The sequence below is a fragment of the Leclercia pneumoniae genome (genome assembly GCF_017348915.1).
Classification (GTDB): domain Bacteria; phylum Pseudomonadota; class Gammaproteobacteria; order Enterobacterales; family Enterobacteriaceae; genus Enterobacter; species Enterobacter pneumoniae.
The window spans coordinates 1,890,661-1,911,489 of sequence record NZ_CP071383.1; the positions used below are offsets into that span (position 1 = coordinate 1,890,661).

22 protein-coding genes and 1 pseudogene are annotated in these 20,829 nt (G+C 56.5%); 20 read left to right on the forward strand and 3 right to left on the reverse strand.

Features of this window, described 5'->3' with window-relative positions:
* Nucleotides 1-36 precede the first annotated feature (36 nt).
* From fumD to JZ655_RS09105, 5 genes are all read left to right on the forward strand, one after another.
* The gene (gene fumD, locus JZ655_RS09085; RefSeq protein ID WP_040075964.1) at nucleotides 37-246 is read left to right on the forward strand and encodes a fumarate hydratase FumD; all 210 of its coding nucleotides are present in this window, start codon (nucleotides 37-39) and stop codon (nucleotides 244-246) included.
* Nucleotides 247-383: 137 nt separating this feature from the next.
* A complete protein-coding gene (locus JZ655_RS09090) occupies nucleotides 384-551 on the forward strand; it encodes a hypothetical protein (RefSeq protein ID WP_046885936.1) in 168 nt (55 codons plus the stop codon).
* 340 nt (nucleotides 552-891) lie between these two features.
* A complete protein-coding gene (locus JZ655_RS09095) occupies nucleotides 892-2,010 on the forward strand; it encodes a sensor histidine kinase (protein WP_242637307.1) in 1,119 nt (372 codons plus the stop codon).
* Nucleotides 2,003-2,614: a response regulator transcription factor gene (locus tag JZ655_RS09100; RefSeq protein ID WP_207293606.1), complete on the forward strand. Its 612-nt coding sequence runs from the start codon at nucleotides 2,003-2,005 to the stop codon at nucleotides 2,612-2,614. The genes JZ655_RS09095 and JZ655_RS09100 overlap by 8 nt, the downstream gene beginning before the upstream one ends.
* A gap of 89 nt (nucleotides 2,615-2,703) precedes the next feature.
* Nucleotides 2,704-3,174 (forward strand): GlcG/HbpS family heme-binding protein, encoded by a 471-nt coding sequence (locus JZ655_RS09105; RefSeq protein WP_207293607.1) that lies wholly within the window; start codon nucleotides 2,704-2,706, stop codon nucleotides 3,172-3,174.
* A gap of 31 nt (nucleotides 3,175-3,205) precedes the next feature.
* Here the strand turns inward: JZ655_RS09105 and JZ655_RS09110 are convergent, their stop codons facing one another.
* Nucleotides 3,206-3,346, reverse strand: coding sequence for a hypothetical protein (locus JZ655_RS09110; RefSeq protein WP_207293608.1), 141 nt, complete (start codon nucleotides 3,344-3,346; stop codon nucleotides 3,206-3,208).
* Nucleotides 3,347-3,607: 261 nt separating this feature from the next.
* On the opposite strand from JZ655_RS09110, the gene fhuE reads away from it, so the two are divergent.
* Together fhuE and JZ655_RS09120 are read left to right on the forward strand one after the other, a co-directional pair.
* Nucleotides 3,608-5,767 carry a ferric-rhodotorulic acid/ferric-coprogen receptor FhuE gene (fhuE, locus tag JZ655_RS09115; protein ID WP_207293609.1) on the forward strand — a complete coding sequence of 720 codons (2,160 nt, stop codon included), beginning with the start codon at nucleotides 3,608-3,610 and terminating at the stop codon, nucleotides 5,765-5,767.
* A gap of 144 nt (nucleotides 5,768-5,911) precedes the next feature.
* Entirely contained in the window at nucleotides 5,912-6,547 is a 636-nt protein-coding gene (locus JZ655_RS09120; RefSeq protein ID WP_040075960.1) for a carbonic anhydrase, read from the forward strand.
* 27 nt (nucleotides 6,548-6,574) lie between these two features.
* On the opposite strand, the gene JZ655_RS09125 is transcribed toward JZ655_RS09120, so the two are convergent.
* On the reverse strand, nucleotides 6,575-7,510 hold the full coding sequence (locus JZ655_RS09125) for a LysR family transcriptional regulator (RefSeq protein WP_040075959.1): 936 nt from the start codon (nucleotides 7,508-7,510) through the stop codon (nucleotides 6,575-6,577).
* A 99-nt stretch (nucleotides 7,511-7,609) separates the two neighbouring features.
* Here JZ655_RS09125 and JZ655_RS09130 point away from each other — a divergent pair, with 99 nt between their 5' ends.
* Together JZ655_RS09130 and JZ655_RS09135 are read left to right on the forward strand one after the other, a co-directional pair.
* The gene (locus tag JZ655_RS09130; RefSeq protein ID WP_046885942.1) at nucleotides 7,610-8,044 is read left to right on the forward strand and encodes a DMT family transporter; all 435 of its coding nucleotides are present in this window, start codon (nucleotides 7,610-7,612) and stop codon (nucleotides 8,042-8,044) included.
* A 3-nt stretch (nucleotides 8,045-8,047) separates the two neighbouring features.
* Entirely contained in the window at nucleotides 8,048-8,506 is a 459-nt protein-coding gene (locus JZ655_RS09135) for a DMT family transporter (RefSeq protein ID WP_046885943.1), read from the forward strand.
* A gap of 24 nt (nucleotides 8,507-8,530) precedes the next feature.
* Here the strand turns inward: JZ655_RS09135 and JZ655_RS09140 are convergent, their stop codons facing one another.
* The gene (locus JZ655_RS09140; protein ID WP_207293610.1) at nucleotides 8,531-10,129 is read right to left on the reverse strand and encodes an FAD-NAD(P)-binding protein; all 1,599 of its coding nucleotides are present in this window, start codon (nucleotides 10,127-10,129) and stop codon (nucleotides 8,531-8,533) included.
* A 194-nt stretch (nucleotides 10,130-10,323) separates the two neighbouring features.
* Here JZ655_RS09140 and glgS point away from each other — a divergent pair, with 194 nt between their 5' ends.
* The 11 genes and pseudogenes from glgS to JZ655_RS09195 all read left to right on the forward strand — a co-directional run bounded on the left by glgS (nucleotide 10,324) and on the right by JZ655_RS09195 (nucleotide 20,691).
* Nucleotides 10,324-10,524 carry a cell surface composition regulator GlgS gene (glgS, locus tag JZ655_RS09145; protein ID WP_207293611.1) on the forward strand — a complete coding sequence of 67 codons (201 nt, stop codon included), beginning with the start codon at nucleotides 10,324-10,326 and terminating at the stop codon, nucleotides 10,522-10,524.
* A gap of 756 nt (nucleotides 10,525-11,280) precedes the next feature.
* Nucleotides 11,281-11,772, forward strand: a complete 492-nt coding sequence (gene tssB / locus JZ655_RS09150; protein ID WP_207293612.1) for a type VI secretion system contractile sheath small subunit — start codon at nucleotides 11,281-11,283, stop codon at nucleotides 11,770-11,772.
* A gap of 42 nt (nucleotides 11,773-11,814) precedes the next feature.
* Complete coding sequence (gene tssC, locus JZ655_RS09155; protein ID WP_207293613.1) at nucleotides 11,815-13,350, forward strand: type VI secretion system contractile sheath large subunit; 1,536 nt, start codon at nucleotides 11,815-11,817, stop codon at nucleotides 13,348-13,350.
* A 13-nt stretch (nucleotides 13,351-13,363) separates the two neighbouring features.
* A complete protein-coding gene (gene tssK / locus JZ655_RS09160) occupies nucleotides 13,364-14,704 on the forward strand; it encodes a type VI secretion system baseplate subunit TssK (protein ID WP_207293614.1) in 1,341 nt (446 codons plus the stop codon).
* Nucleotides 14,701-15,354, forward strand: a complete 654-nt coding sequence (gene tssL, locus JZ655_RS09165; protein WP_207293615.1) for a type VI secretion system protein TssL, short form — start codon at nucleotides 14,701-14,703, stop codon at nucleotides 15,352-15,354. The genes tssK and tssL overlap by 4 nt, the downstream gene beginning before the upstream one ends.
* A gap of 3 nt (nucleotides 15,355-15,357) precedes the next feature.
* A complete protein-coding gene (locus tag JZ655_RS09170; RefSeq protein WP_207293616.1) occupies nucleotides 15,358-17,079 on the forward strand; it encodes an OmpA family protein in 1,722 nt (573 codons plus the stop codon).
* 1 nt (nucleotide 17,080) lies between these two features.
* Nucleotides 17,081-17,572: a type VI secretion system effector Hcp gene (gene hcp, locus JZ655_RS09175; protein ID WP_006178104.1), complete on the forward strand. Its 492-nt coding sequence runs from the start codon at nucleotides 17,081-17,083 to the stop codon at nucleotides 17,570-17,572.
* A 190-nt stretch (nucleotides 17,573-17,762) separates the two neighbouring features.
* Nucleotides 17,763-18,362: pseudogene (locus tag JZ655_RS09180) on the forward strand (type VI secretion system baseplate subunit TssG); the annotation flags it as partial.
* Nucleotides 18,343-18,879: a type VI secretion system lipoprotein TssJ gene (gene tssJ, locus JZ655_RS09185; RefSeq protein WP_207293617.1), complete on the forward strand. Its 537-nt coding sequence runs from the start codon at nucleotides 18,343-18,345 to the stop codon at nucleotides 18,877-18,879. The pseudogene JZ655_RS09180 and the gene tssJ, both read left to right, overlap by 20 nt.
* Before the next feature lies 1 nt (nucleotide 18,880).
* A complete protein-coding gene (gene tssE, locus JZ655_RS09190; protein ID WP_207293618.1) occupies nucleotides 18,881-19,324 on the forward strand; it encodes a type VI secretion system baseplate subunit TssE in 444 nt (147 codons plus the stop codon).
* A gap of 23 nt (nucleotides 19,325-19,347) precedes the next feature.
* Entirely contained in the window at nucleotides 19,348-20,691 is a 1,344-nt protein-coding gene (locus tag JZ655_RS09195) for a VasL domain-containing protein (protein ID WP_207293619.1), read from the forward strand.
* Nucleotides 20,692-20,829 lie beyond the last annotated feature (138 nt).

The following is a 20,829-nucleotide window of genomic DNA, read 5'->3' on the forward strand; positions in this document are numbered from 1 at the left end:
TTTAAGCTGGCCTTTTCGGGCAAAGGAGTGAAAGCGATGGGCAATGTGAGCAAAGACGACGCGCTGTATCAGGAGATGTGCCGGGTGGTAGGAAAAGTGGTGCTTGAGATGCGTGATCTGGGACAGGAACCGAAGCATATTGTGATTGCCGGGGTGGTGAGGACATCCCTGGCGAACCAGCGCGTGAAGCGAAGTGAATTGACCACCGAAGCGATGGAGCGCGTCATTAAAGCGCTGGCAGGCTAACCACCACGCACGCGGGCGCTTTGCGCTGCCCGTCCGGTTTGTGCGAATTTCGCAAAACCTCTGCCGGTTTTGGTATTTCCCTCGTCCTCTTTCTGCTGCTTAACTAAGGGCAGGCTGAAATGACGAGGAACAGGACCATGCGAAAATGGATAAGTACGTTACGGCGGTTTTTTGCCACACCCGAAACGCGTGCAGAGAACAGTGCGCAACGTATTATTGAGTCGATTTTGCCTGTCGCCAGCCTGTATGGCGTGGACATCGCCACTATCGACCCGGAGTGGTTCCATGCGCAAACGCAACGTTAAAAACCGCCTCATGCGGGAAACTTACTGGAACGAGGTGTGCGTTCTGTGACCGGGATCCCCGGCACCTTTTGTCCATAACCTGACAACCTGCTAAGGTTTCTGGCGTCTACCCACCACGCCAGCTAACCGGATGAACAGCAAAAACTTTATTAGACGTAGCCTCCTGCTCTAGCTCTCCTTTAGTCTGCTCTGTAGCGCGCTACTCTACGCCGAGCAAATCCGCCGTCAGTACTGGGATCGCGATCGGGATTTCAGCGCCCTCTGGTCAGCCATCGGTGCGGTACTCACCCAAAACGAATCGGTTCTGCCGCTGCTTAGCGGCGATGAAGATCTGCTGGCGTTGCGCAAAAAATTTCCGCAAATTGTGGCGCTGGAAAAAACGGCTAACCGTCCCCTCGATGCCGCACGCGTTGAACCCTCAGGCGGCAATCAATACTGGCTCTATAATCCCTGGCGACAAATCCGGGTGCGCATTGACCTGCAACCCATGCTGGATACCCGCCACCGTTTTAACGCCTTGCGCCTGTATCTCACCGATCCTGTTGCCGCACCCGACACCACGGCCTTCTGGCACTGGCAGCGCCCGTTTCCTCAGCACACTCAACCGTTCTTGCTGAGCGCCGAGGCAAAGCCGGCCTGGTTTCAGGTCTCTGCCGGGCCGTTCATGCTGCTGATTCTGCTCTGCGGCGCGGTGACCGGGGTCGGTCGACTGTTCGTCTGGCAGCGTCTGCAGCGGCAGAATGCCGAACGCCGCGCCTGGTATTATCAGCATGCCCGTCTGAATACGCTGGGGGAGATCACCGCCGGGATTGTCCACGAAATTAACCAGCCGTTGACGGCCGCGCAGACCTGGATACAGGGCGCAAAGCGACAGGTGCGACAAGGGAATCTGGATGCCACAGGGCAGGCACTGGACGCAGCCCTGGTGCAAACGCAGCGGATCAGCGCCTTGCTAAACCGCTTTCGTGAACATGTGGCCGAAGAGAAAGTGGATTTACAGGCGGTCGATCTGGCCGAGTGCTGGCAGCATGTGGGCAATTTACTGCAACATGAGCGCAGCGCGAAACATATTCGCATTACCCACGATTTTCCCCCTGATGGGCGCAGCATCCGGGCAGACCGTTTATGGCTGGAGCAGGTGCTGCATAACTTGCTCAGCAACGCCATTCAGGCCCAGCAAGAGCGCCCGGCGGGCTGGGTACATATTGCCAGCCAGCGTCGGGCTGAGCATATCCTGGTAACATTAACCGACGGTGGCCCCGGCTTTACCCCCGAAGCACTCGAGAAGGCCTTTATGCCGTTTTATAGCGGCCGGCAGGCGGGCATCGGCTTGGGGATGACCCTGACGGAGTCGCTGGTAGAGAGAATGAACGGCACGATTTCACTGCATAATGCGCCCGAAGGCGGAGCCCGGATCGCGCTGCAATTCACCCATCCGGAGGAGACAACACATGGGTAGTCACATCTATTTAATCGATGACGATGCGGCCATCCGGGAATCGTTAGCCTTTTTGCTGTCGGATATGGGCTGGCAGGTCGTTTCCTTCGAGAGCATTGCCGCCTTTATTGCCGGGCACGGCAGCGACCCATCCTTGACCGGCTGCCTGCTGCTGGATATGCGCATGCCGGGGAAAGGGGGAATGACGTGGCTGGAAGAGGGGCAGTGGCCCTGGCCGCTGCTGCCGGTGATCCTGATGACCGGACATGGGACCATCGACGCCTGTCGCCGGGCATTTCATAACGGGGTGTTTGAGTTCTTCACCAAGCCTCTGGACGCCGATAAGCTTATCGAAACCCTCGGTTGCGCGCTGGAGGAGAGCACCTCGCGCATGACGCGCTGGCAGGAAAGCCGGCGCGTGCGAATCTTATTTGAGCAGCTCACAGCCCGCGAACATGAGGTGCTGAAAGCACTGATGGAAGGGCATAGTAACAAAGAGGTGGCGCAGCGGCTGCATCTCTCCCCGCGTACGGTAGAGGCGCACCGGGCGGCAGTCTTCGCCAAGCTGGGCGTCACCAGCCTGGTGCAGGCCATACGTGAATATGACAAATTGCAATCCGTATAACTACCAGGTGGCTTGCGTAATCAACCGAATAACTTTTCATCGCGCGCTTTCGTACTCTGTGCCTGTTTCCCCTCACAAGAGAATGAGCAATGAAAAAGAGAATAATGGCAGCGGCCCTGATCGCGGGTCTGGTAAGCGTATCGGCACAGGCGCAGTCTGTCGCGCAGAAGAGCCTCTCATTAACCCAGGCCAATGCCCTGGCGACGGCGGCCATTCAGGCCTGCATGGCCAAAAACTATCAGGTCACGGTGACCGTGGTTGATCGCGCAGGGGTGGTAAAAGCCGTCCAGCGCACGGATAACGCGGGTCCGCATACGGTTAAGGCCAGTGAGATGAAAGCCTGGACTGCCCTGAGCACCAAAAATTCCTCGGGCAAGGTGATGGAGGCGGCGCAAAACAATGCCGGGGCACAAAACATGCGTGATGTTCCTGGCTTCTTGCTGCTGGCGGGTGGGCTACCGGTGAAGGAGGTGATTGGTGCCATCGGTATCGGCGGCGCACCGGGAGGCCATCTTGATGAAGCCTGCGCTCAGCAAGCCATTGAAGGCCTCGATAAGTAATAAAAAGCCCCGAGGTAACGGGGCATTTCGTTTAGATCTTGCAGGCATCGCCGCAGTCGTTGTCCGCGATAATTTCCTGAGCTTTTTTATTAGCATCTTCCAGACGCTCTGCGTTACGCTCTTCTGCCTCATCCAGCCCGCTAAAGACCAGATTATCGAGATCGATTTCCATACATCACCTGCTTTATCAGTTTGATCATCGGCTCAGTATAGGCAGGTGACAGGCAAACTGCACGTCGCAATCTGTGCGGTTACGCGAGACGTTTCACACATGCACTGCATGGCGAGATTGTTGACGAGCGCTATACATTTGCTGACATATCCCTTACATTGCCCTCCCCATAATAAAACAAATAGTTCTCATTACTATTCGCATTGGCGCTCAGCGGGCATTAGACGCTGGCGTAAAAGACGATAAAGGGCAGGGCACAAGATGACATTTCTACGCAGAAAGCGTGGCAGGAAACTCGCCGCGTCGATCCCACTTAAACCGCTTACAGTTTCTCTGCTGGCGGTGGCAATCCATGCGCTGGTGCAGCCGGCATATGCCGCTGACGAAGCAGATATGGTGGTGTATGGCAGCGGCGAAAGCACGGCTGAGTCACAGCAAGACTATGCGGTAAAAACCACGCGGGCGGGCACGAAGATGGTGCTGGCACCGCGTGACATCCCCCAGGCGGTGAGCGTGGTAACCACCCAGCGGATGGCGGATCAAAACCTCCAGTCGGTGGATGACGTCTTAACCAACGCCACGGGCGTTTCGTCCCAGGCCATCGACAGCGAGCGTAGTTATTACTATTCGCGCGGCTTTGCGATCACAAGCTTCTCTTACGATGACATCCCCACCGCCACGGGCGATGCGTGGAACTACGGCGACGCGGCGGGAGATACCGCCATCTACGATCGCATCGAAGTGGTGCGCGGGGCGACCGGGCTCATGACCGGGGCTGGCGATCCGGGGGCCTCTATTAACATGGTGCGAAAAACAGCTGCCTCGAAAACCCCCGCAGCGAATATTAGCGCCAGCTACGGCAGCTGGAATGCACAGCGCTACGTCGCCGATCTCGCCACACCGCTTAACAGCGACGCCAGCCTGCGCGGGCGAGTGGTGACGGGGTATCAGGATCAAGACAGCTGGCTGGATCGCTACCATAAAAGAAAGAAATTCCTCTACGGCGTGGTGGATGCCGATTTGACCGAACGCACAACGTTATCGCTGGGCTGGGATTATCAACAGAACAATACCGCTAATCCAACCTGGGGCGGCCTGCCGAGTCTTTATAGCAATGGTACCAGAACCCATTACAACCGCAGTACCAACACGGCGGCCGACTGGACGGGTTATGAAGTTGAATCACGTAAGGTCTTCGCGACCCTCACCCACGCCTGGGATAATGGCTGGACCTTCCGCCTTAACGGGACGCACGGAGAGCAGACCTTTAACGATACCTTGCTGTATGTGATGGGCAACCCCGATGTGAACACCGGCGAAGGCACCACCGGCTGGGGCAGTAAAGATCGCGGCGAACGTAAGCTCGACGCCTGGGATGCGTATCTCAGCGGCTCCTTCGAGCTGCTGGGACGCCAGCATCAGCTGATGGCGGGAGCCAGCTATAGCCGCCAACACAATGCGACCGAAAGCCGCGATGGCCCGCTGGACAGCGAGCTGATGGGCATTTTTAGCAATAACTGGGACGGCAGCGTGGCAGAACCGACCTGGGGCGACTGGTATCAGAATGCGGATGATGTTGTCCGGCAGAAATCTGCCTACACCGCAGCACGGTTGTCGATCACCGATCCGCTGTCGCTGATTCTGGGGGCGCGTTACACCCAGTACAACACCATCGGCAGCAGCGGTGAGATGCGTAAATATAACCTCACCCCATATGGCGGCGTGGTTTATGACATCACCGACAGTCTGTCGGGCTACGCCAGCTATACCTCAATCTTCTCACCGCAGACAAAACGCGACACCCGCGGCGCATGGCTCTCGCCGGTGACCGGCAAAAACTACGAAACTGGTTTGAAAGCCGACTGGGCGGATGGCCGCCTGACGACCAATCTGGCCATTTTCCGCATTGAGCAGGAGCATGCCGCCGAGGCGATCAGCGGCCAGTTTGTTAACGGCTCCAGCGAGCAGGCCTATCAGGAGACGGAAGGCGCGGTGAGCAAAGGGGCTGAGCTGGAAGTTAACGGTGCCGTCACCGATAATCTGCAGCTCACCTTCAGCGCGACGCGTTACGTGGCGCGGGATAAGCGCGGCCGGTTTAACAGCTATGCGCCGCAAACGCAGCTCAAGCTTTTTACCCGTTACCAGCTTCCGATGCTGCCGGAATTGACAGTCGGCGGCGGCGTGAACTGGCAAAACCGGGTCTACAAAGACGTGACCGGGCCTGATGGCGAGACGCAGCGCCTCCATCAGGGCAGCTATCCGCTGGTGGATCTGTTTGCTCGCTATCAGCTGACCCGACAGCTAGCGGTGCAGGCGAACGTCAGCAATCTGTTTGATCGTGAATACTATTCATACCTGGATGACTCCGCCGTCTATGGCGATCCCCGTCACTTCTCGGTCAGCCTCAATTACCAGTTCTGATTTTCCTTCCCCGGCCTGGCCGGGGATTTTCTTGCAAAACGTGTCATCTCGCTTAATTCCCCTTCCGGTTTTACCTGCCGGTGGTACACTTTAAAACTGTGATCTTTGTCATGCAGTCATTAAAACCGAAAAAGAGACAGTGCTATGCAACATATCATTGAGGGTTTCCTCAACTTTCAGAAAGAAATTTTCCCACAACGTAAAGAACTGTTCCGCAGCCTGGCTTCCAGCCAGAACCCCAAAGCACTTTTTATCTCCTGCTCCGACAGCCGCCTGGTACCGGAACTGGTCACCCAGCAGGAACCGGGACAGCTCTTTGTGATTCGTAACGCGGGCAACATCGTTCCGTCATTCGGCCCAGAGCCGGGCGGCGTGTCAGCAACCATCGAATATGCGGTGGTTGCGTTGGGCGTGACCGATATCGTGATTTGCGGCCACTCCAACTGTGGCGCGATGAAAGCCATCGCCGCCAACCAGGATCTGGAGCCGATGCCGGCTGTCGCCCACTGGTTACGTTACTCAGACGCGGCGAAAGCGGTAGTGGATAAGAAAAGCTGGGAAAACGAGACAGATAAAGTGAACGCAATGGTGCAGGAAAACGTCATTGCGCAGCTTAATAACATTAAAACCCATCCGTCTGTCGCGGTCGGCCTGCGTAACAACGCGCTGCGCCTGCATGGCTGGGTCTACGATATTGAAAGCGGTGTGATTCATGCGCTGGATAAAAACAGCAAATCGTTCGTTTCGCTTTCGGATAATCCGGACGTTTACTGCGAATAATCTAAACGCGGCTCAGGCCGCGTTTTTTTATCCCCTCTGCCAGTAGAGAGGCGAGCCAAACGCCTCCAGATAGTAATCAATTACCGCCCTGACATTCAGAGAAGGATGACGCGCATCGGGATAAAGTGCCGAAATCAGTTGCGGCTCGGTATTGATGGTCGCCTCAAGTTCGGGCAGTAGCGCAACAAGTTCCCCGCTTTGCAGCTTATCGCCAATCAGCCAGTCCGGAAACAGCACCAATCCCATCCCCCCCAGCGCGGCGATGAGCAAAGCCTCCGCATTGTTAGAGGTCATCAAGGGCGACACAGGGTAGTGTGTCCAGTCAGCGCCCATCGCGCGAAAAAACCAGCGGTTAGGACCCGAAGAACCCCGGTACACCAGACAACGGTGAGATGAAAGGTCGTCAGGGCTCGCCGGCGTGCCAGAGCGGCGGAGATATCCGGGGGCGGCGGCCAGATGATACACCTGGCGTCCGAAGGTACGGGCGTGAAACGACGAGTTGGTGAGAGCGCCGATGCGAAAGATCACATCAGCAGCGTCTTTATGCGGATCGATATAGTCGTCGGTCAGAATGAGCTCGATATCCAGTCCCGGATAGCGCTCGCTCAGGCCCGGCAGGGCAGGGGCAACGTGCCGCTGGCCGAAAAACACCGGAGCGTTAATACGCACCAGACCGGTGGGCTGCTGGGTTCTGGCGGCTAGCTCCCGACGCGCCTCGTCGAGGCTACGAGTCATCTCTCGGGCATAGCGGATAAACAGATGACCATTTTCGGTGGGGATGATTGAGCGCGTGTTGCGATAAAAGAGCTGCTGACCGAGGGCATCTTCGAGCTGATGGATCACCCGCGACACCTGTGAAGCCGAGATCCCCTGCTGGCGTGCCACCACGGAAAAATTATGCGTTTCATAGACTTCTATAAAAATGAGCAAAGTACGCAGGGTGATACTACCCGAATCGGTCATTGATGCAGTTCCTGCAAAGGTGTTTATCCGATTGTAGCATTTTTCTCATGAATACAAACGCGTACCCTTCCGGACCTGAACAACAAAAGAGTCACTATTATGCAATTTTTATTGATCGGGTTAGTCATTGCCGGAGGGATGGGACTGTCCGTAGAGGCCGGTCTGCTGGGGCCGCTGGGACAAGAGGTTGGCGATTTATGGGCAACGTTGAGCATATTTGGCGTAGGCGCGGCGTTAACGTTTTTGCTGATGCTCTTTTTTAGTCCACGTAATGCGCCTTCGTATTTTTCGCAACCCGGTTGGCAGCTGCTGGGCGGCATTCTTGGGCCGGTTTACGTCATTATCCTGACGGTTACCACTCCGATGATCGGCATTGCGTTAACGATGATAGGTATTCTGGCCGGGCAGGTGTTCAAAAGCCTGGTGATAGATCATTACGGCCTGTTTGGTACGCCGCACCGTAAAATTGACCGTAAACGACTTCTTGCGCTGGTGTTTATCATTGCCGCGCTCATCTTCGTCGCGCAGGGGTAAGATATGACGATAGTAATGATTATGCTCGCCGTGATTGGCGGGGCGATGTTGAGTATTCAGGCTGCGATTAACGGGCAGCTTGGCAGTAAAGTGGGGGTCTTCAAGAGCGCGTTTCTGACCTTTTCTGTGGGCGCGTTGGTGACGTCGCTGCTCATCCTCTTCTTTGAACCCGCTCATCCGGTCACGCTGCTGGATGTTCCGAAATGGCAACTGGTCGGGGCGCTGTTTGGTGTCCCTTACATCATTATTATGGTGATAGCGGTGCAACGCATCGGCACCGCCGTAGCCACGGTGGCGGTCATTTTTGGGCAACTGGCCATGAGCCTGCTTATCGACAATTTTGGCTGGCTGGGCAATGCGGCCATCCCTTTTTCCTTCAACCGCTTTGGCGCCGTGATCTGCCTGGGCATAGCCCTGTGCTTTATCTACGCCAGCAGCGTTGCTGAAAAACGTCGCTCATAGCGCTCCCGCTGTGTCACGCCGACGCTAGTCTAAGCGTCGGCGTATCCGTTGCGACGGAGAGAGAATGGCCCTCGCCATGGCGGCACCAATGTCAGCACTTTCGGTCAGACCCTGCACAAAGGGTCGGTCCTGCATCAGCCATGGCAGGGCACCAAAGGCGATGCGGCCCCGTGCTTCGACGGGATCGTGCAGAGTGTAATTCTCGGTCACGTCCGGAATGTCGTCCCCGACGGCCTGAAGCTGTTCGCGCAGGCGTGGGAACGGCAGATCTTTGGTTTTTAGCGCCCGCTGACCGCGTGCGTCAATATAGACATCAAATTCATAGCGCCGCTCGTCAGTGGTGATGATGGTTCGGTCTTCCTGAATATCCAGACGGTAGTCGGTGCCCAGCGCGATAATGTTGATGATCCCAGCCTCACGCAGTGCAAGCAGGCGGCGAATCGACTGCGAGGGGATAGCCGCATAGTTATCGATAAAGACCCGGGCCAGGCCGGATTTAAACCGTTTTCTGTCGTCATCGTTCAGGTGAGGCACGATCTCCTGAACCGGCTCATGCATACGCAAAATAGCGTATCGCCAGGGGACGGTATGCTTGTTACGTTTGTTCTCCTCGACTTCACGCAGATTCTCTTCGGCCCATTTAAAAGGGTCATGCTCACGACGTTCAGCGAACCAGGCTTTTGAGAAGCTATCTGCATCATGGGTCGCCAGCGCGATATGGTCACTCCAGGCCGGATCGGCAAGGCTAATCTCCTTTACCATCAGGGCAAAGACCCGGTCGAGTAACCCCTCCGGGCCCTGTTCGATTTCAGCCTTTAGCGCGGCGTCTGTGACCACCTCAAGGGGCTCGTAGGGCAGCGGACAGTAAAAGTCCGCTTCGGGAAACACTCCGGTGCGCGACATTAACGCTACCTTCAACCCTTCGTGGCCATCATCGAGCTCAAAGCGGCACGGCTGTGCATCAGATTCGAAAAACGTCCCGTGCTGGATCACCACCGCCATGGCCGCATCGAGACCACTCAATGAGGTGCCCATAATGCCCACCCGACAGGCCGGAACCGTTGCTTCCATCAGGCCGGACCAGGGGCTTGGGAAATACGTGCGGCTAGATTCCTCTTCATCCGGCCAGACGTGCCCGGTAGCAATCGCAACAAAATCATAATTACGCGGCTCGGGTGCCGCATCTTCCCACAGCATGACCCCCTCTTGTGTTGCTTGCAGATCAGTAACCTGACAAGACTCTTTTATCTCAACGTCGAAGCCTTGTTTTTTCGCCTGTTCCACGCAGGCGAGAAAGCGATCGCGCAGGTATTCGCCCAGCAGCAAGCGCGGCAGAAACTTGCGATCGTGCAGGGAGTCTCGTGCAACGTCATAACGGGCCAAATGTTCAACAGGCTGCAGACGTAGCCAGTCGAGGTAAGTCATAAAGAGAGGGGGGATTTCGATACTGGCGATGTTGGCCAGCATCATCCTGGAGTTATCGTCATGGCTGTACGGCATGCCGATACCGGCTTTTTCACCCTGTTCATAAACCGTAATCGATAACGCTTCTTTCGCCTCAAGTAACGAAAAGAACGTATAAATCCCTGTGGGACCCGAGCCGACAATCGCTATTTTTTTCATTTTTTTATGCATCCTTATCTCAACGCCATGCCGAAAAAAGTCCTCTGGATCAAGTGTGGACGAAAAATGTGAAACCCGGCAGGTCTGGCGCGTAAATGAGGCACGGAGTGCGTAAAAAATGATCTGCCACAGGCGAATACTGACTTCAGAAAGCATATGACCTTGCGATAAACAACAATCAGGAGGGAGATGCTATGAACGAACAGAATCCATATTCCGTCACCAATTTTGACTTTCTGGCGCGCAGTTTTGCCCGGATGCAGGCGATGGGACGACCCGTTGATATTGGTGCCGTCACTGGCAATATGAATGACGAACAAAAGGTCTGGTTTCGGGAAAGATACCAACGTTACCTGGAGCAAGCCACAAGGGCAAAGGAAAAAGCACTGAGCTAATCATCACGACCAACGGGCTTTCGGGCCCGTTTTCTTTTCGTCGAAAAGGGTGATTAAAAAGAGAGGCACTGAGATTCAGCAGAATGGTGCGTCCGGGTGAATCCGTACACCGCCCCCATTCTGTCGATCGGTTAGGGCTACCAATATATTCTGTTCAGCTAATAGCGACCTGCCTGGATATTTACCTGACGAGATACTTTGTAGGTGGTGTTAACGCTGTCTCTTATTTACGCTGTTGATTTTGCGTTCAGTATCGAATGAAAAGAATAGTCTGCGGTTCGTCTTCGGCGTTGCATAATCAGAATTGAGGAACGCGCAATCCTCTCTGAAATTCTTAAACAAAAAATGCGGGCGATATTTTTTGTCTGATAATGGAGTCAATCTCAGCGCAGGCCTGCAAGAACAGGCCGAAGAATATTCTTAATGAAATAATCGCCATGAAAGCAATAATAAAGATACGTTGTTGAATGGAGTGATCTAAATCAATAAATAATGATAATTTCGATATAAAAGTAATGATTTTTATATTTCTAGCCTATATGTCTACCCTTTTCAAACGAAGCGGCTGATTTCTCTTATCTGTCAGGCATGCGGAATGTTCATCATATTCTCAATGAAGAAGAAAATTCTTAAGTAATTTCTTATGGTGGCCCTAAGATCTAAAATGTTGATCTTTATTAGTGGTTTACACTATTATCGCTTTTGCAATAAAGTGCCCATCCACTCAATAAACATTTTGCAAGGAAAGGGAATGCTATGGCTGACACGTTCCAGAATGAAGTGCCAAAAGCACGAATAAATTTAAAATTGAGCCTGCATACAGGGGGGGCGCAGAAGAAAATCGAACTGCCGCTTAAACTCCTCACCATGGGTGATTTCAGTAATGGCAAAGAATCCCGGCCATTATCTGAACGAGAGAAAATCAACGTCAATAAAAACAATTTCAACAGCGTGCTTTCAGAATTTAATCCAGAGGTGAACCTGAACGTTAAGAATACGCTGGTAAACAGTGACTCCGCAGAAAATGTAAGGCTGAGTTTTTCCGATATCAAAGATTTCGAGCCAGAACAGGTTGCTCGTCAAATACCTCAACTTCGCGCCATGCTGGCAATGCGTAATTTATTACGCGACCTTAAATCCAATCTCCTTGATAACGCCACTTTCAGAAAAGAGCTCGAGAAAATTCTCAAAGATCCGGCTCTGTCTCAGGAATTACGCGACGAAATGAGTGCGCTGGCCCCGAAATAACCGTCGGGCCTCTCTTTTAATGGATTAATCGGGAACATGCTGATGACTGTCAATACTGAAACTGCTGCGGCACCGGGTCATACTACGGTGCTGGAAAAAGAGAGCGTTTACGCCTCCCTGTTCGAAAAAATTAATCTGACGCCGGCTTCCCATCTTGGCGATATCAACGCCTTTATGGATGATGCTGCCCTTGCCGATGCGTCTGCGGGCGAGCGTTTGACGGCGGCGATGCAGGTCTTTATGGACTGTATCCGTAAATCCGGGCAGCAGGTGGAAAAGCTCGACAAGACCTTGATCGACCACCATATCGCCGAACTGGATTACCAGATTAGCCGCCAGCTTGATGCGGTAATGCACCATCCTGAATTCCAGAAAGTCGAATCCCTGTGGCGTGGCCTGAAACAACTGGTCGACAATACTGACTATCGTCAGAACGTAAAAACCGAAATTCTGGATGTGTCCAAAGACGATCTGCGTCAGGACTTCGAGGACGCGCCGGAACTGATCCAGAGCGGCCTCTACTGGCACACCTACACCGCCGAATATGATACCCCGGGCGGTGAGCCGATCGGTTCGGTGATCTCCTCTTACGAGTTTGACGCCAGCCCGCAGGACATCGCGCTGCTGCGCAACATCTCCAACGTCTCCGCCGCGGCACATATGCCGTTTATCGGCTCCGTTGGCCCGACATTCTTCCTGAAAGACTCCATGGAAGAGGTGGCCGCGATTAAGGATATCGCTAACTACTTCGACCGCGCCGAATACATCAAGTGGAAATCCTTCCGTGACACCGACGACTCCCGCTACATCGGGCTGGTAATGCCGCGCGTGCTGGGCCGCCTGCCGTACGGTCCGGACACCGTGCCGGTGCGTAGCTTCAACTACGTTGAGCAGGTGAAAGGCCCGGATCACGAGAAATACCTCTGGACCAGCGCGGCGTTCTCCTTCGCCTCCAATATGGTGAAGAGTTTCATCAACAACGGCTGGTGCGTGCAGATCCGTGGCCCGCAGGCGGGCGGGGCGGTGAAAGATCTGCCTATCCACCTGTATGATCTGGGCACCGGCAACCAGGTGAAAATCCCGTCAGAGGTGATGATCCCGGAAACCCGCGAGTTCGAATTCGCCAATCTCGGCTTTATCCCGCTGTCTTACTATAAGAACCGCGATTACGCCTGCTTCTTCTCGGCGAACTCTGCCCAGAAACCGGCGCTGTACGACACCGCCGATGCGACCGCCAACAGCCGCATCAACGCGCGTCTGCCGTACATCTTCCTGCTGTCGCGCATTGCCCACTACCTGAAGCTGATCCAGCGTGAAAACATCGGCACCACCAAGGATCGCCGCCTGCTGGAGCTGGAGCTGAACACCTGGGTGCGGGGTCTGGTGACCGAAATGACCGATCCGGGCGACGCGCTGCAGGCATCCCATCCGCTGCGCGATGCGAAGGTGGTAGTGGAAGACATCGAGGACAACCCGGGCTTCTTCCGCGTGCGTCTGTATGCGGTGCCGCACTTCCAGGTGGAAGGGATGGACGTGAACCTGTCTCTGGTCAGCCAGATGCCGAAAGCGAAAGCGTAAGGCGGTAGCAGGGATGAAAATTTATCGTCCGTTATGGAGTGACGGGGCGTTTCTGGCCCCGCAACAGTTCCAGCAGCAGGCCCGCTGGGATGCGCACGTTGCTGATAACGTCGCGCGAATGGCGCTGGCGCATCCCTGGGGTGTGCTGTGCGCTGAGTTTGACGACAGCGCACTGTCGTCCTCCCGCCTCAATGCCACGCGTCTGGCGGTACGTTTTGCCGACGGAACGTTGGTGGACACGGATCTGGCGGATAACCTGCCGCCGGTATGTGATGTGTCCGCAGTGGGGCAGGAGAGTGTAGAGGTGCTGCTGTGTCTGCCCCTGCTCAGCGCGAACGGCGGTAATCTGGATGACGGGCGCGACAGCGCCCGTCCTCGTCGCTGGATGTCTGAGCGGGTGACGGTTCAGGAGCTTGCCGGTCATGAACGTAGCGATCTGGCGGTACTGCGTCATGCGCTGACGCTGCGGCTGTCCACTCAGGAAAACAGCGCGTATCTGACCTGCCCGGTGGCGAGGCTTACCCGCAATACGCAGGGGCAGTGGGTCCGGGATGCCGAATTTATCCCACCGCTACTGTCGCTGGAGGCCAGTCCCGTCCTGACGGGTGAACTCAGGGATCTCCTGCACCGCCTGTCAGCACGGCGTAAGCGTCTGATGTCGATGCGACGTGAAAGCAATGAGCGGATGGCGGATTTCGCCGTGGCGGACGTTTCCCTGTTCTGGCTGCTTAATGCCCTAAATAGCGCCGAGCCCGTGCTGACAGAGCTGCACCAGACGCCGACACGCCACCCTGAACTGCTGTATCGGGAGCTGGCACGGCTTGCCGGCAGCCTGCTGACGTTTTCTCTCGGGCACAATGTCGACGATATTCCTCCTTACCGGCACGACGCGCCGGAGCGAGTGTTTCCGCCGCTGTTTACCCTTCTGGACCATCTTCTGGAGGCCAGCCTGCCGTCGCGGGTAATCGCCATTGCGCTGGAACAGGGTGAGGACCAGGAAATCTGGCGCGGAAAACTGCACGATGCGCGGCTGCGCGAAGGCGCGGATTTCTATCTCTCCGTGCGTTCTTCCATGCCAAACCACGAACTGCAGACCCGCTTCCCGCAGCTGTGTAAAGCAGGCAGCCATGACGATGTGTCTGAGGTGGTCAATATCGCCCTCAGCGGCATGGTCATTAAACCGCTGAGCCATGTCCCTGCGGCTATCCCGCTGCGTCTGGAGAACCAGTACTTTGCGCTTGACCTGTCCACCGATGCGGCCCGCGCCATGCTGGAAGCAGGAAACTGCACCTTCTACACGCCACAATCGCTGGGTGACGTGAAACTTGAACTCTTTGCGGTGCTGCGCTCATGAATACCCCGGATACTGATCTGATCAACCAAACGTTTTATCCAGGCTGGCTGATGGTCAGCCAGTTGCGAAGTGGCCATGAGATCCAGGACGGCGAGGCGCTTTACCGCCGCGCCTGCCGGTGGGTGAAGGATGCCCGCGAATCTCTGACTCAGGCGGGCTTCAGCGAGCTGAGCTGTGACCGGATGTTATATGCCTACTGCGCCCTGCTGGATGAGAGCGTGCTCAACCGTGACAGGCAGGATGATGGCTACCGTAGGTGGCGTAAAGATCCGTTGCAGGCCCGGTTTTTTAGCACCCTGAACGCGGGTGAAGAGCTGTGGGAGCGCATCCGCTTCATCCTGCGGGAACCCGCGCCGGATGTTGCGGTACTGACCTGCCTGTACCGGACGTTACAGCTCGGTTTTGTCGGCGAATACCGTGCGCAAAATGACGAGCGGCGCGAGGACGTGATCCGTGCGCTCAGCGAGCATGTCCCGCCCTTTACCCTGACGCAGGATTCGCCTGTGGTGGTCAAGGCACCAGGGCTGCGCAGTGGACGCAGGCTCTACTGGCTGGGCTGGGCGGCAGGCTTTGTGGTGCTGGTGGCGCTGTGGTTCACCTTTTCCTCAGTACTGGCGCAGATGGTGTCACATATTGCAGGGCAGGGATAAGGGATGCGTGAATTATCCCGGGTAGTACTGACGATGCTCGCTACTGTACTGGCGCTGTGGCTGGTCCTGGGTTTCTGGCCGCTTTCCGGCGGGAGTCGGTTTGCCCTCTGCCTGTGTATTTTAGTGATGGGCGGCGCGGTGCTATGGCGGCAGTGGCGACGGTTTCGGCGTCTATCTGCGGCCCGTGAACAGCGCGAAGAGAACAATCTACCGCCCGAGGAATTTCAGGGGGCAGTGGTATTCGTCTGTGGCGATACCGCATCGCTGTTTTCGCAGGGCCTGGCGCATAGGGAAACGCGCCAGGGCTGGTATCTGCGGGTAGAGAATGCTGAGCAACTGCCTTTGCTGGCCCGGCATCTGGCGAACGTCCGTCCTGACCTGATACCCCAGGTTTCGGTGCTGCTGGCGGTTGTGCCGGAGCAGCATCATTCAGAAGAGGGGCTGGCGCAGTCCCTGCGCGGATGGCGGCGAAGTATTGTGCAGTGCCGCGCGTGGCTGAATGGCCTGCCGCCAGTCTGGAACACAGTCTGGGTAACACCGCCGGACGGCGAATGCCCGCAAGAGGAGCGCTGGTTTACCGTGACGCCGGACCTGCCGGGTGTGCGGGTGCGTCAGAGCAGCCATCTTCCACTTCCGGTTGAGGACTGGCAGCGTGAGGCCGCCGGTCACGCTTTCCGGCTCTACCACGCGCTCTGGCTGAACAGCGTACTGGCGCTGATAGATCGTCATATTAACCCGCCGCTGAGTACCCGACAGGCCGAACTTCCGGCCCTGACACTCTGCGCCTGCGGTATCAGTCTGACGCCGGTCTCTGCCGTTGCGGATAATCTCTGGCAGCAGCAAATAGGGGAGATCACCACGCTCGCCCCGGACAGTGCGCCCGTGTCGGAAATGCTCTCTCTCCCGGATGTCCTTCTTCCGTATCTGCCGCGCCGCCAGGGTGTCAGTCGCCGGATGCAGGATATACGTCTGGCTGGGGGTGTCTGTTTTCTTTTCCTCGCGCTGGCGATGCTGGCTTCCTTTATTAACAACCAGCGGCTGGTCCGCAGCGTTGGCGATCACCTTGCCGTCTATCACCGCCTTAGCGGTACGCCCCCTGAGCCAAAACTGCAGGCTCAGCAGCGTCTTCGCGCCGACAGCCGCCTGCTTGATGACTGGCTGCGTCGCGGCGAGCCGCTGCGCTACGGTCTGGGGCTGTATCAGGGGATGCGTCTGATCCCGCCAGCGGAGGCAGCCATAAACGACTGGACGCCGCCACCTCCGCCTCGTCCGATCATCAAGCAGATCGTGCAGGGACCGCAGACGATCCGCCTCGACAGCATGTCGCTGTTCGACACCGGCAGGTGGGCGCTGAAGCCGGGTTCCACGAAGCTGCTGGTCAACTCGCTGGTGGGCATTAAGGCGAAGCCCGGCTGGCTGATTGTGGTGGCGGGCCATACCGACAGCACCGGCGACGACAAATCCAACCAGGTGCTTTCCCTTAAGCGCGCGGAATCGGTGCGCGACTGGATGCGTGACACCGGCGACGTGCCGGAGAGCTGTTTTGCAGTGCAGGGCTACGGCGAAAGCCGGCCTGTCGCAACCAATAACACGCCGGAAGGCCGGGCGCTGAACCGCCGTGTCGAAATCAGCCTGGTGCCGCAGGCGAACGCCTGCAAGTTACCGGGCAACCCCCATGCGTCATTGCAGGATGATGGCGCATTAAAAAATGAAATGGAGAAATAACATGGCAATTCCTGTTTATCTGTGGCTCAAGGACGACGGCGGCGCGGACATTAAAGGTTCCGTGGATGTGAAAGACCGTGAGGGCAGCATCGAAGTGGTGGCGCAGGAGCATAACCTGTACATCCCGACCGACAACAACACCGGCAAGCTGACCGGCACGCGTATCCACACCCCCTTCCTGTTCACCAAGGAAATCGACTCCTCCAGCCCGTACCTGTACAAGGCGGTGACCACCGGCCAGACCCTGAAATCGGCTGAATTCAAGTGGTACAAAATCAACGACGCGGGCCAGGAAGTGGAGTACTTCAACACAAAACTGGAAAACGTGAAGCTGGTGAAGGTTGCGCCAAAAATGCACGACATCAAGGACCCGGCGTTCGAGAAGCACAACCATCTGGAACAGATTGAGCTGCGCTACGAGAAAATCACCTGGACCTATAAAGACGGCAACATCATTCATTCCGATTCGTGGAACGAACGTACTACCGCTTAATTTCGTTGCGGACAGGGGCCCCTGTCCGCCGTTTTTGCTGAGCGCCTGCCCCGCGGACGCTCAGCAAAGAACACACAATCTGCCTGCCTGACCTGATGCGCTTTGGTAAGTCAACAGCGAGGGGCGGTAGCGTGCCCGGAACTGACAAAGAGAGAATCTCATGGAAAATCCAGCCATCCTGCTACGTCGTCTACCCGGTTGTGCGGACAATACCGCCACGCCGCTGTCGCGCTTTCTGGCGCTGCTGCCGGTCATGTTGCTACCGGGGCGCACGGCGGAGGGGATCGCTGCGCTGGTTCAACTCCTGGCACCGGATACCCGTGCGACGGTGTATCCCCACGACCGTTGCCGCATCGAGCTGAAGCATCCGCTCACCATGAGTACGCAGCGGCCGATTGGCCTGCGGATTCGCCCTGTCATGGGCACGCACGGAACGGACGTGAATGGTCAGGTGCTGTTGCAGTTGACCTCAGATAACCCCGAAGAGGTGCGCGGCTGGCTACCCGGCGGGGAGCTGCACGGCGATCTGATGGCGCTGCTGCATGTCTATCTGGGATCGCATCTGGACGTGCGGATGCAGCTGTGCGTAGCGCGGCATCTGCTGCCGGATGCCCGGCTGGCGTGCAATGACGTCCAGGGGAGCCAGATCGGACGGACGGCGGTACTGCGGCCGCTCAATGCGCAGCAAAACATTAATGACGTTATCACCATTCACCTGGGCCGTTATCAGCGCGTTCAGGAAAATATTCACCGAAGGGAGAGCGATGAAGATGGCGATTACCGCTGGTAACACCACCGCTACGCTGCTGGCATTAACACTCGCCACGGCCTTAACCGGCTGCGGGCTGACGCAAACGGTAAAAGACGGGACGGTCTCAATGACCCGCTCCATTTTTTACCAACAGGTTAAAACCCTGCATCTGGATATTCAGGCGCGCTTGGGGGTAAATAACAACGCGAAAGGGGCGTCGCTGGCGACGGTCGTACGCATTTACCAGTTGAAAGACCGCAAGGCTTTCGACAGCACCGATTATCCGTCGCTGTTTGCCGATGACAGCCAGGCCATTAAAGCGGACCTGGTAGCCGAAAAAGATATCCGTCTTCGTCCAGGAGAATCCATGACGCTGGACATGCCGCTGGAAGAGGCGGCACAGTTTGTCGCGGTGGCGGGGATGTTTATGTCGCCGGACCAGGAGAACGATACATGGCGTCTGGTCCTCACCCGTGACGACCTCGACCCGGATAAACCCCGCATTATTGAAGCCAGCAATAATCGCCTGACCCTGCAACCGCTTAAGGAGGAGTGAAATGCCACGTCCGTCTCTGTATGAAACGCTTTTCGGCAACTTCGCCGGCGGCTTCGGCCTGAACAGCGTCAGCGAGGAGAATCAGCTCATCCTGTCGGTGCTGGACAACATGCAGCGCATTCTCAACTGCCGCGCCGGGACGCTGGCACATCTGCCGGACTACGGCCTGCCTGATATGACCAGAATCCTCCAGGGGATGCCCGGCACCGCGCACCAGTTGATCGCGACGCTCTCCGCCGTGCTGCTGAAATACGAGCCGCGCCTGAGCAAAATCACCGTAGTGATGCTGGATCAGAGGCAGCCTGGCGAGCTGCGCTACGCCATTGATGCGGAACTAAAGGGCATTGGGCTGGTGCGCTACGGTACCGAGTTTATGCCGGAAGGCAGGGTCTTAATCCGCCATCTTAAACAGCAGCAGTACCTGGACGCTCGCGCCGCAATTTAGCGCTCTTTCTGTCGGAAATGACTATGCCAACCTTTCCTGAACGCCACCTCAAAACCGGTGGCGATCCGCGCACGCTTGCGGAATATGTTGCCCTGCGCGATGAAATCAACAAACTGACCCATCCGGCGCGCCCGGATGTCGACTGGATTTATATCGAGAAACGCTGCCTTTCGCTGTTTGAGTATAATGGTGTCGAGTTGCAGACCGCCGCCTGGTATACGCTTGCCCGTACGCATAATGCCGGGTTGTCCGGCATGAACGAGGGGTTAACGGTTCTGATGGCGCTGGTCTCCTGGCAGTGGGAGCACCTCTGGCCGCATCCTGCTAATGCGCGAGTGGAAATCCTCAGCACGCTCAGTAAACGACTTCAACAGGGGATGCGCACCCTGACCCTGAGATACACCGACCTCAGTCAAATGTACCAGGTCGAAGCGCATCTGAAAGCGCTGGAAGAGGTATTGCAGCGCCGGGAATTAAATCATGGCGGTCATCTGACTGCGCTGCGCACGTTACTGCATAACGCGGTGATACGGCTGGAAAAGAGCGACGGTGCGACCGGGGCGGTTTACCCCTCTCCTGTTGCCGAGCCGGGTGACGTAGAGCCCCCCGCTCGCGATAGTAAACCAACAGATCCTGTGAAAAGGGTCTACGTCGTAAAGCCGGAGCCGCAACCTCATATCGAGTATGTGCACGCCCCCTCACAAGCCGCAAAGAGGTGGAAGCCATTTATCGCCGGAATGCTGACTATGCTGGTCATGGCAGGCGGCACCGTAGGCGGATGGCAGGCGATGCACCAGCCGGATCCTCTACAGGCGCAGCTTGCCGCCTCGCTGGCACCCTTGCCCGTCGCGCTTGCTCCGGCGCAGTTGAAGACGTTGCCGCCGAGCTTGCTGTTGCCTGAAAGGGGGATTAGCCAGACGAAGCGGCAATTAGCAAGGCTGGGGCAATTAGAGCCGGACTGGGCCTTTAGCTATAGCCGACAGCTGGTGCAGCAGGCGCTGACGCTGTGGCCTGAGCAGGCAAAACCGCTGGCGACGCAGTGGCAGCAGCAGGTTGCGGCACAGGCGTTACCCACGTCCGGCCTGAACGGCTGGTATCAGGGGATGACGGGGCTACATAACCTGGCGAACCAGCTCAGTGCGCTGGATGAAAAGCGCGGCAAGTATATGACCGTCAGCGAACTTAAAACGCAGGTATTTGCCATTATGCAGTCGTTTAACCGCGCCATCCCGGCAGAAGAACAGCTGCGCCAGCTCTCTGTCTTACCCAAAGGCGAACCATGGCCTGCGGCGCACCAGAGCCTGACGGAGCAGCATCTGCAACAACTTATTGCTCGTTACGGCCTGCTGAAACAGGCAAAACCATAATAGCCGGTCAGCACAGGGGATGAATGTGTCAGCCAGAGAGCGAATGTGAGAATGTGATCATGACGGAGGCCTGTTTTTTCGACACCATTGACCGCCTGGCCTGAGTGTGACAACGCATTGGCGGAGGCAAGATTGTCA

Bases quoted from the DNA above. Each gene is read 5' to 3' on its own strand.
- fumD (WP_040075964.1), top strand. From the start codon at position 37: ATGGGCAATGTGAGCAAAGACGACGCGCTGTATCAGGAGATGTGCCGG.
- JZ655_RS09090 (WP_046885936.1), top strand. From the start codon at position 384: ATGCGAAAATGGATAAGTACGTTACGGCGGTTTTTTGCCACACCCGAA.
- JZ655_RS09100 (WP_207293606.1), top strand. From the start codon at position 2,003: ATGGGTAGTCACATCTATTTAATCGATGACGATGCGGCCATCCGGGAA.
- JZ655_RS09105 (WP_207293607.1), top strand. From the start codon at position 2,704: ATGAAAAAGAGAATAATGGCAGCGGCCCTGATCGCGGGTCTGGTAAGC.
- JZ655_RS09110 (WP_207293608.1), bottom strand. From the start codon at position 3,346: ATGGAAATCGATCTCGATAATCTGGTCTTTAGCGGGCTGGATGAGGCA.
- fhuE (WP_207293609.1), top strand. From the start codon at position 3,608: ATGACATTTCTACGCAGAAAGCGTGGCAGGAAACTCGCCGCGTCGATC.
- JZ655_RS09120 (WP_040075960.1), top strand. From the start codon at position 5,912: ATGCAACATATCATTGAGGGTTTCCTCAACTTTCAGAAAGAAATTTTC.
- JZ655_RS09125 (WP_040075959.1), bottom strand. From the start codon at position 7,510: ATGACCGATTCGGGTAGTATCACCCTGCGTACTTTGCTCATTTTTATA.
- JZ655_RS09130 (WP_046885942.1), top strand. From the start codon at position 7,610: ATGCAATTTTTATTGATCGGGTTAGTCATTGCCGGAGGGATGGGACTG.
- JZ655_RS09135 (WP_046885943.1), top strand. From the start codon at position 8,048: ATGACGATAGTAATGATTATGCTCGCCGTGATTGGCGGGGCGATGTTG.
- JZ655_RS09140 (WP_207293610.1), bottom strand. From the start codon at position 10,129: ATGAAAAAAATAGCGATTGTCGGCTCGGGTCCCACAGGGATTTATACG.
- glgS (WP_207293611.1), top strand. From the start codon at position 10,324: ATGAACGAACAGAATCCATATTCCGTCACCAATTTTGACTTTCTGGCG.
- tssB (WP_207293612.1), top strand. From the start codon at position 11,281: ATGGCTGACACGTTCCAGAATGAAGTGCCAAAAGCACGAATAAATTTA.
- tssC (WP_207293613.1), top strand. From the start codon at position 11,815: ATGACTGTCAATACTGAAACTGCTGCGGCACCGGGTCATACTACGGTG.
- tssK (WP_207293614.1), top strand. From the start codon at position 13,364: ATGAAAATTTATCGTCCGTTATGGAGTGACGGGGCGTTTCTGGCCCCG.
- tssL (WP_207293615.1), top strand. From the start codon at position 14,701: ATGAATACCCCGGATACTGATCTGATCAACCAAACGTTTTATCCAGGC.
- JZ655_RS09170 (WP_207293616.1), top strand. From the start codon at position 15,358: ATGCGTGAATTATCCCGGGTAGTACTGACGATGCTCGCTACTGTACTG.
- hcp (WP_006178104.1), top strand. From the start codon at position 17,081: ATGGCAATTCCTGTTTATCTGTGGCTCAAGGACGACGGCGGCGCGGAC.
- tssJ (WP_207293617.1), top strand. From the start codon at position 18,343: ATGGCGATTACCGCTGGTAACACCACCGCTACGCTGCTGGCATTAACA.
- tssE (WP_207293618.1), top strand. From the start codon at position 18,881: ATGCCACGTCCGTCTCTGTATGAAACGCTTTTCGGCAACTTCGCCGGC.
- JZ655_RS09195 (WP_207293619.1), top strand. From the start codon at position 19,348: ATGCCAACCTTTCCTGAACGCCACCTCAAAACCGGTGGCGATCCGCGC.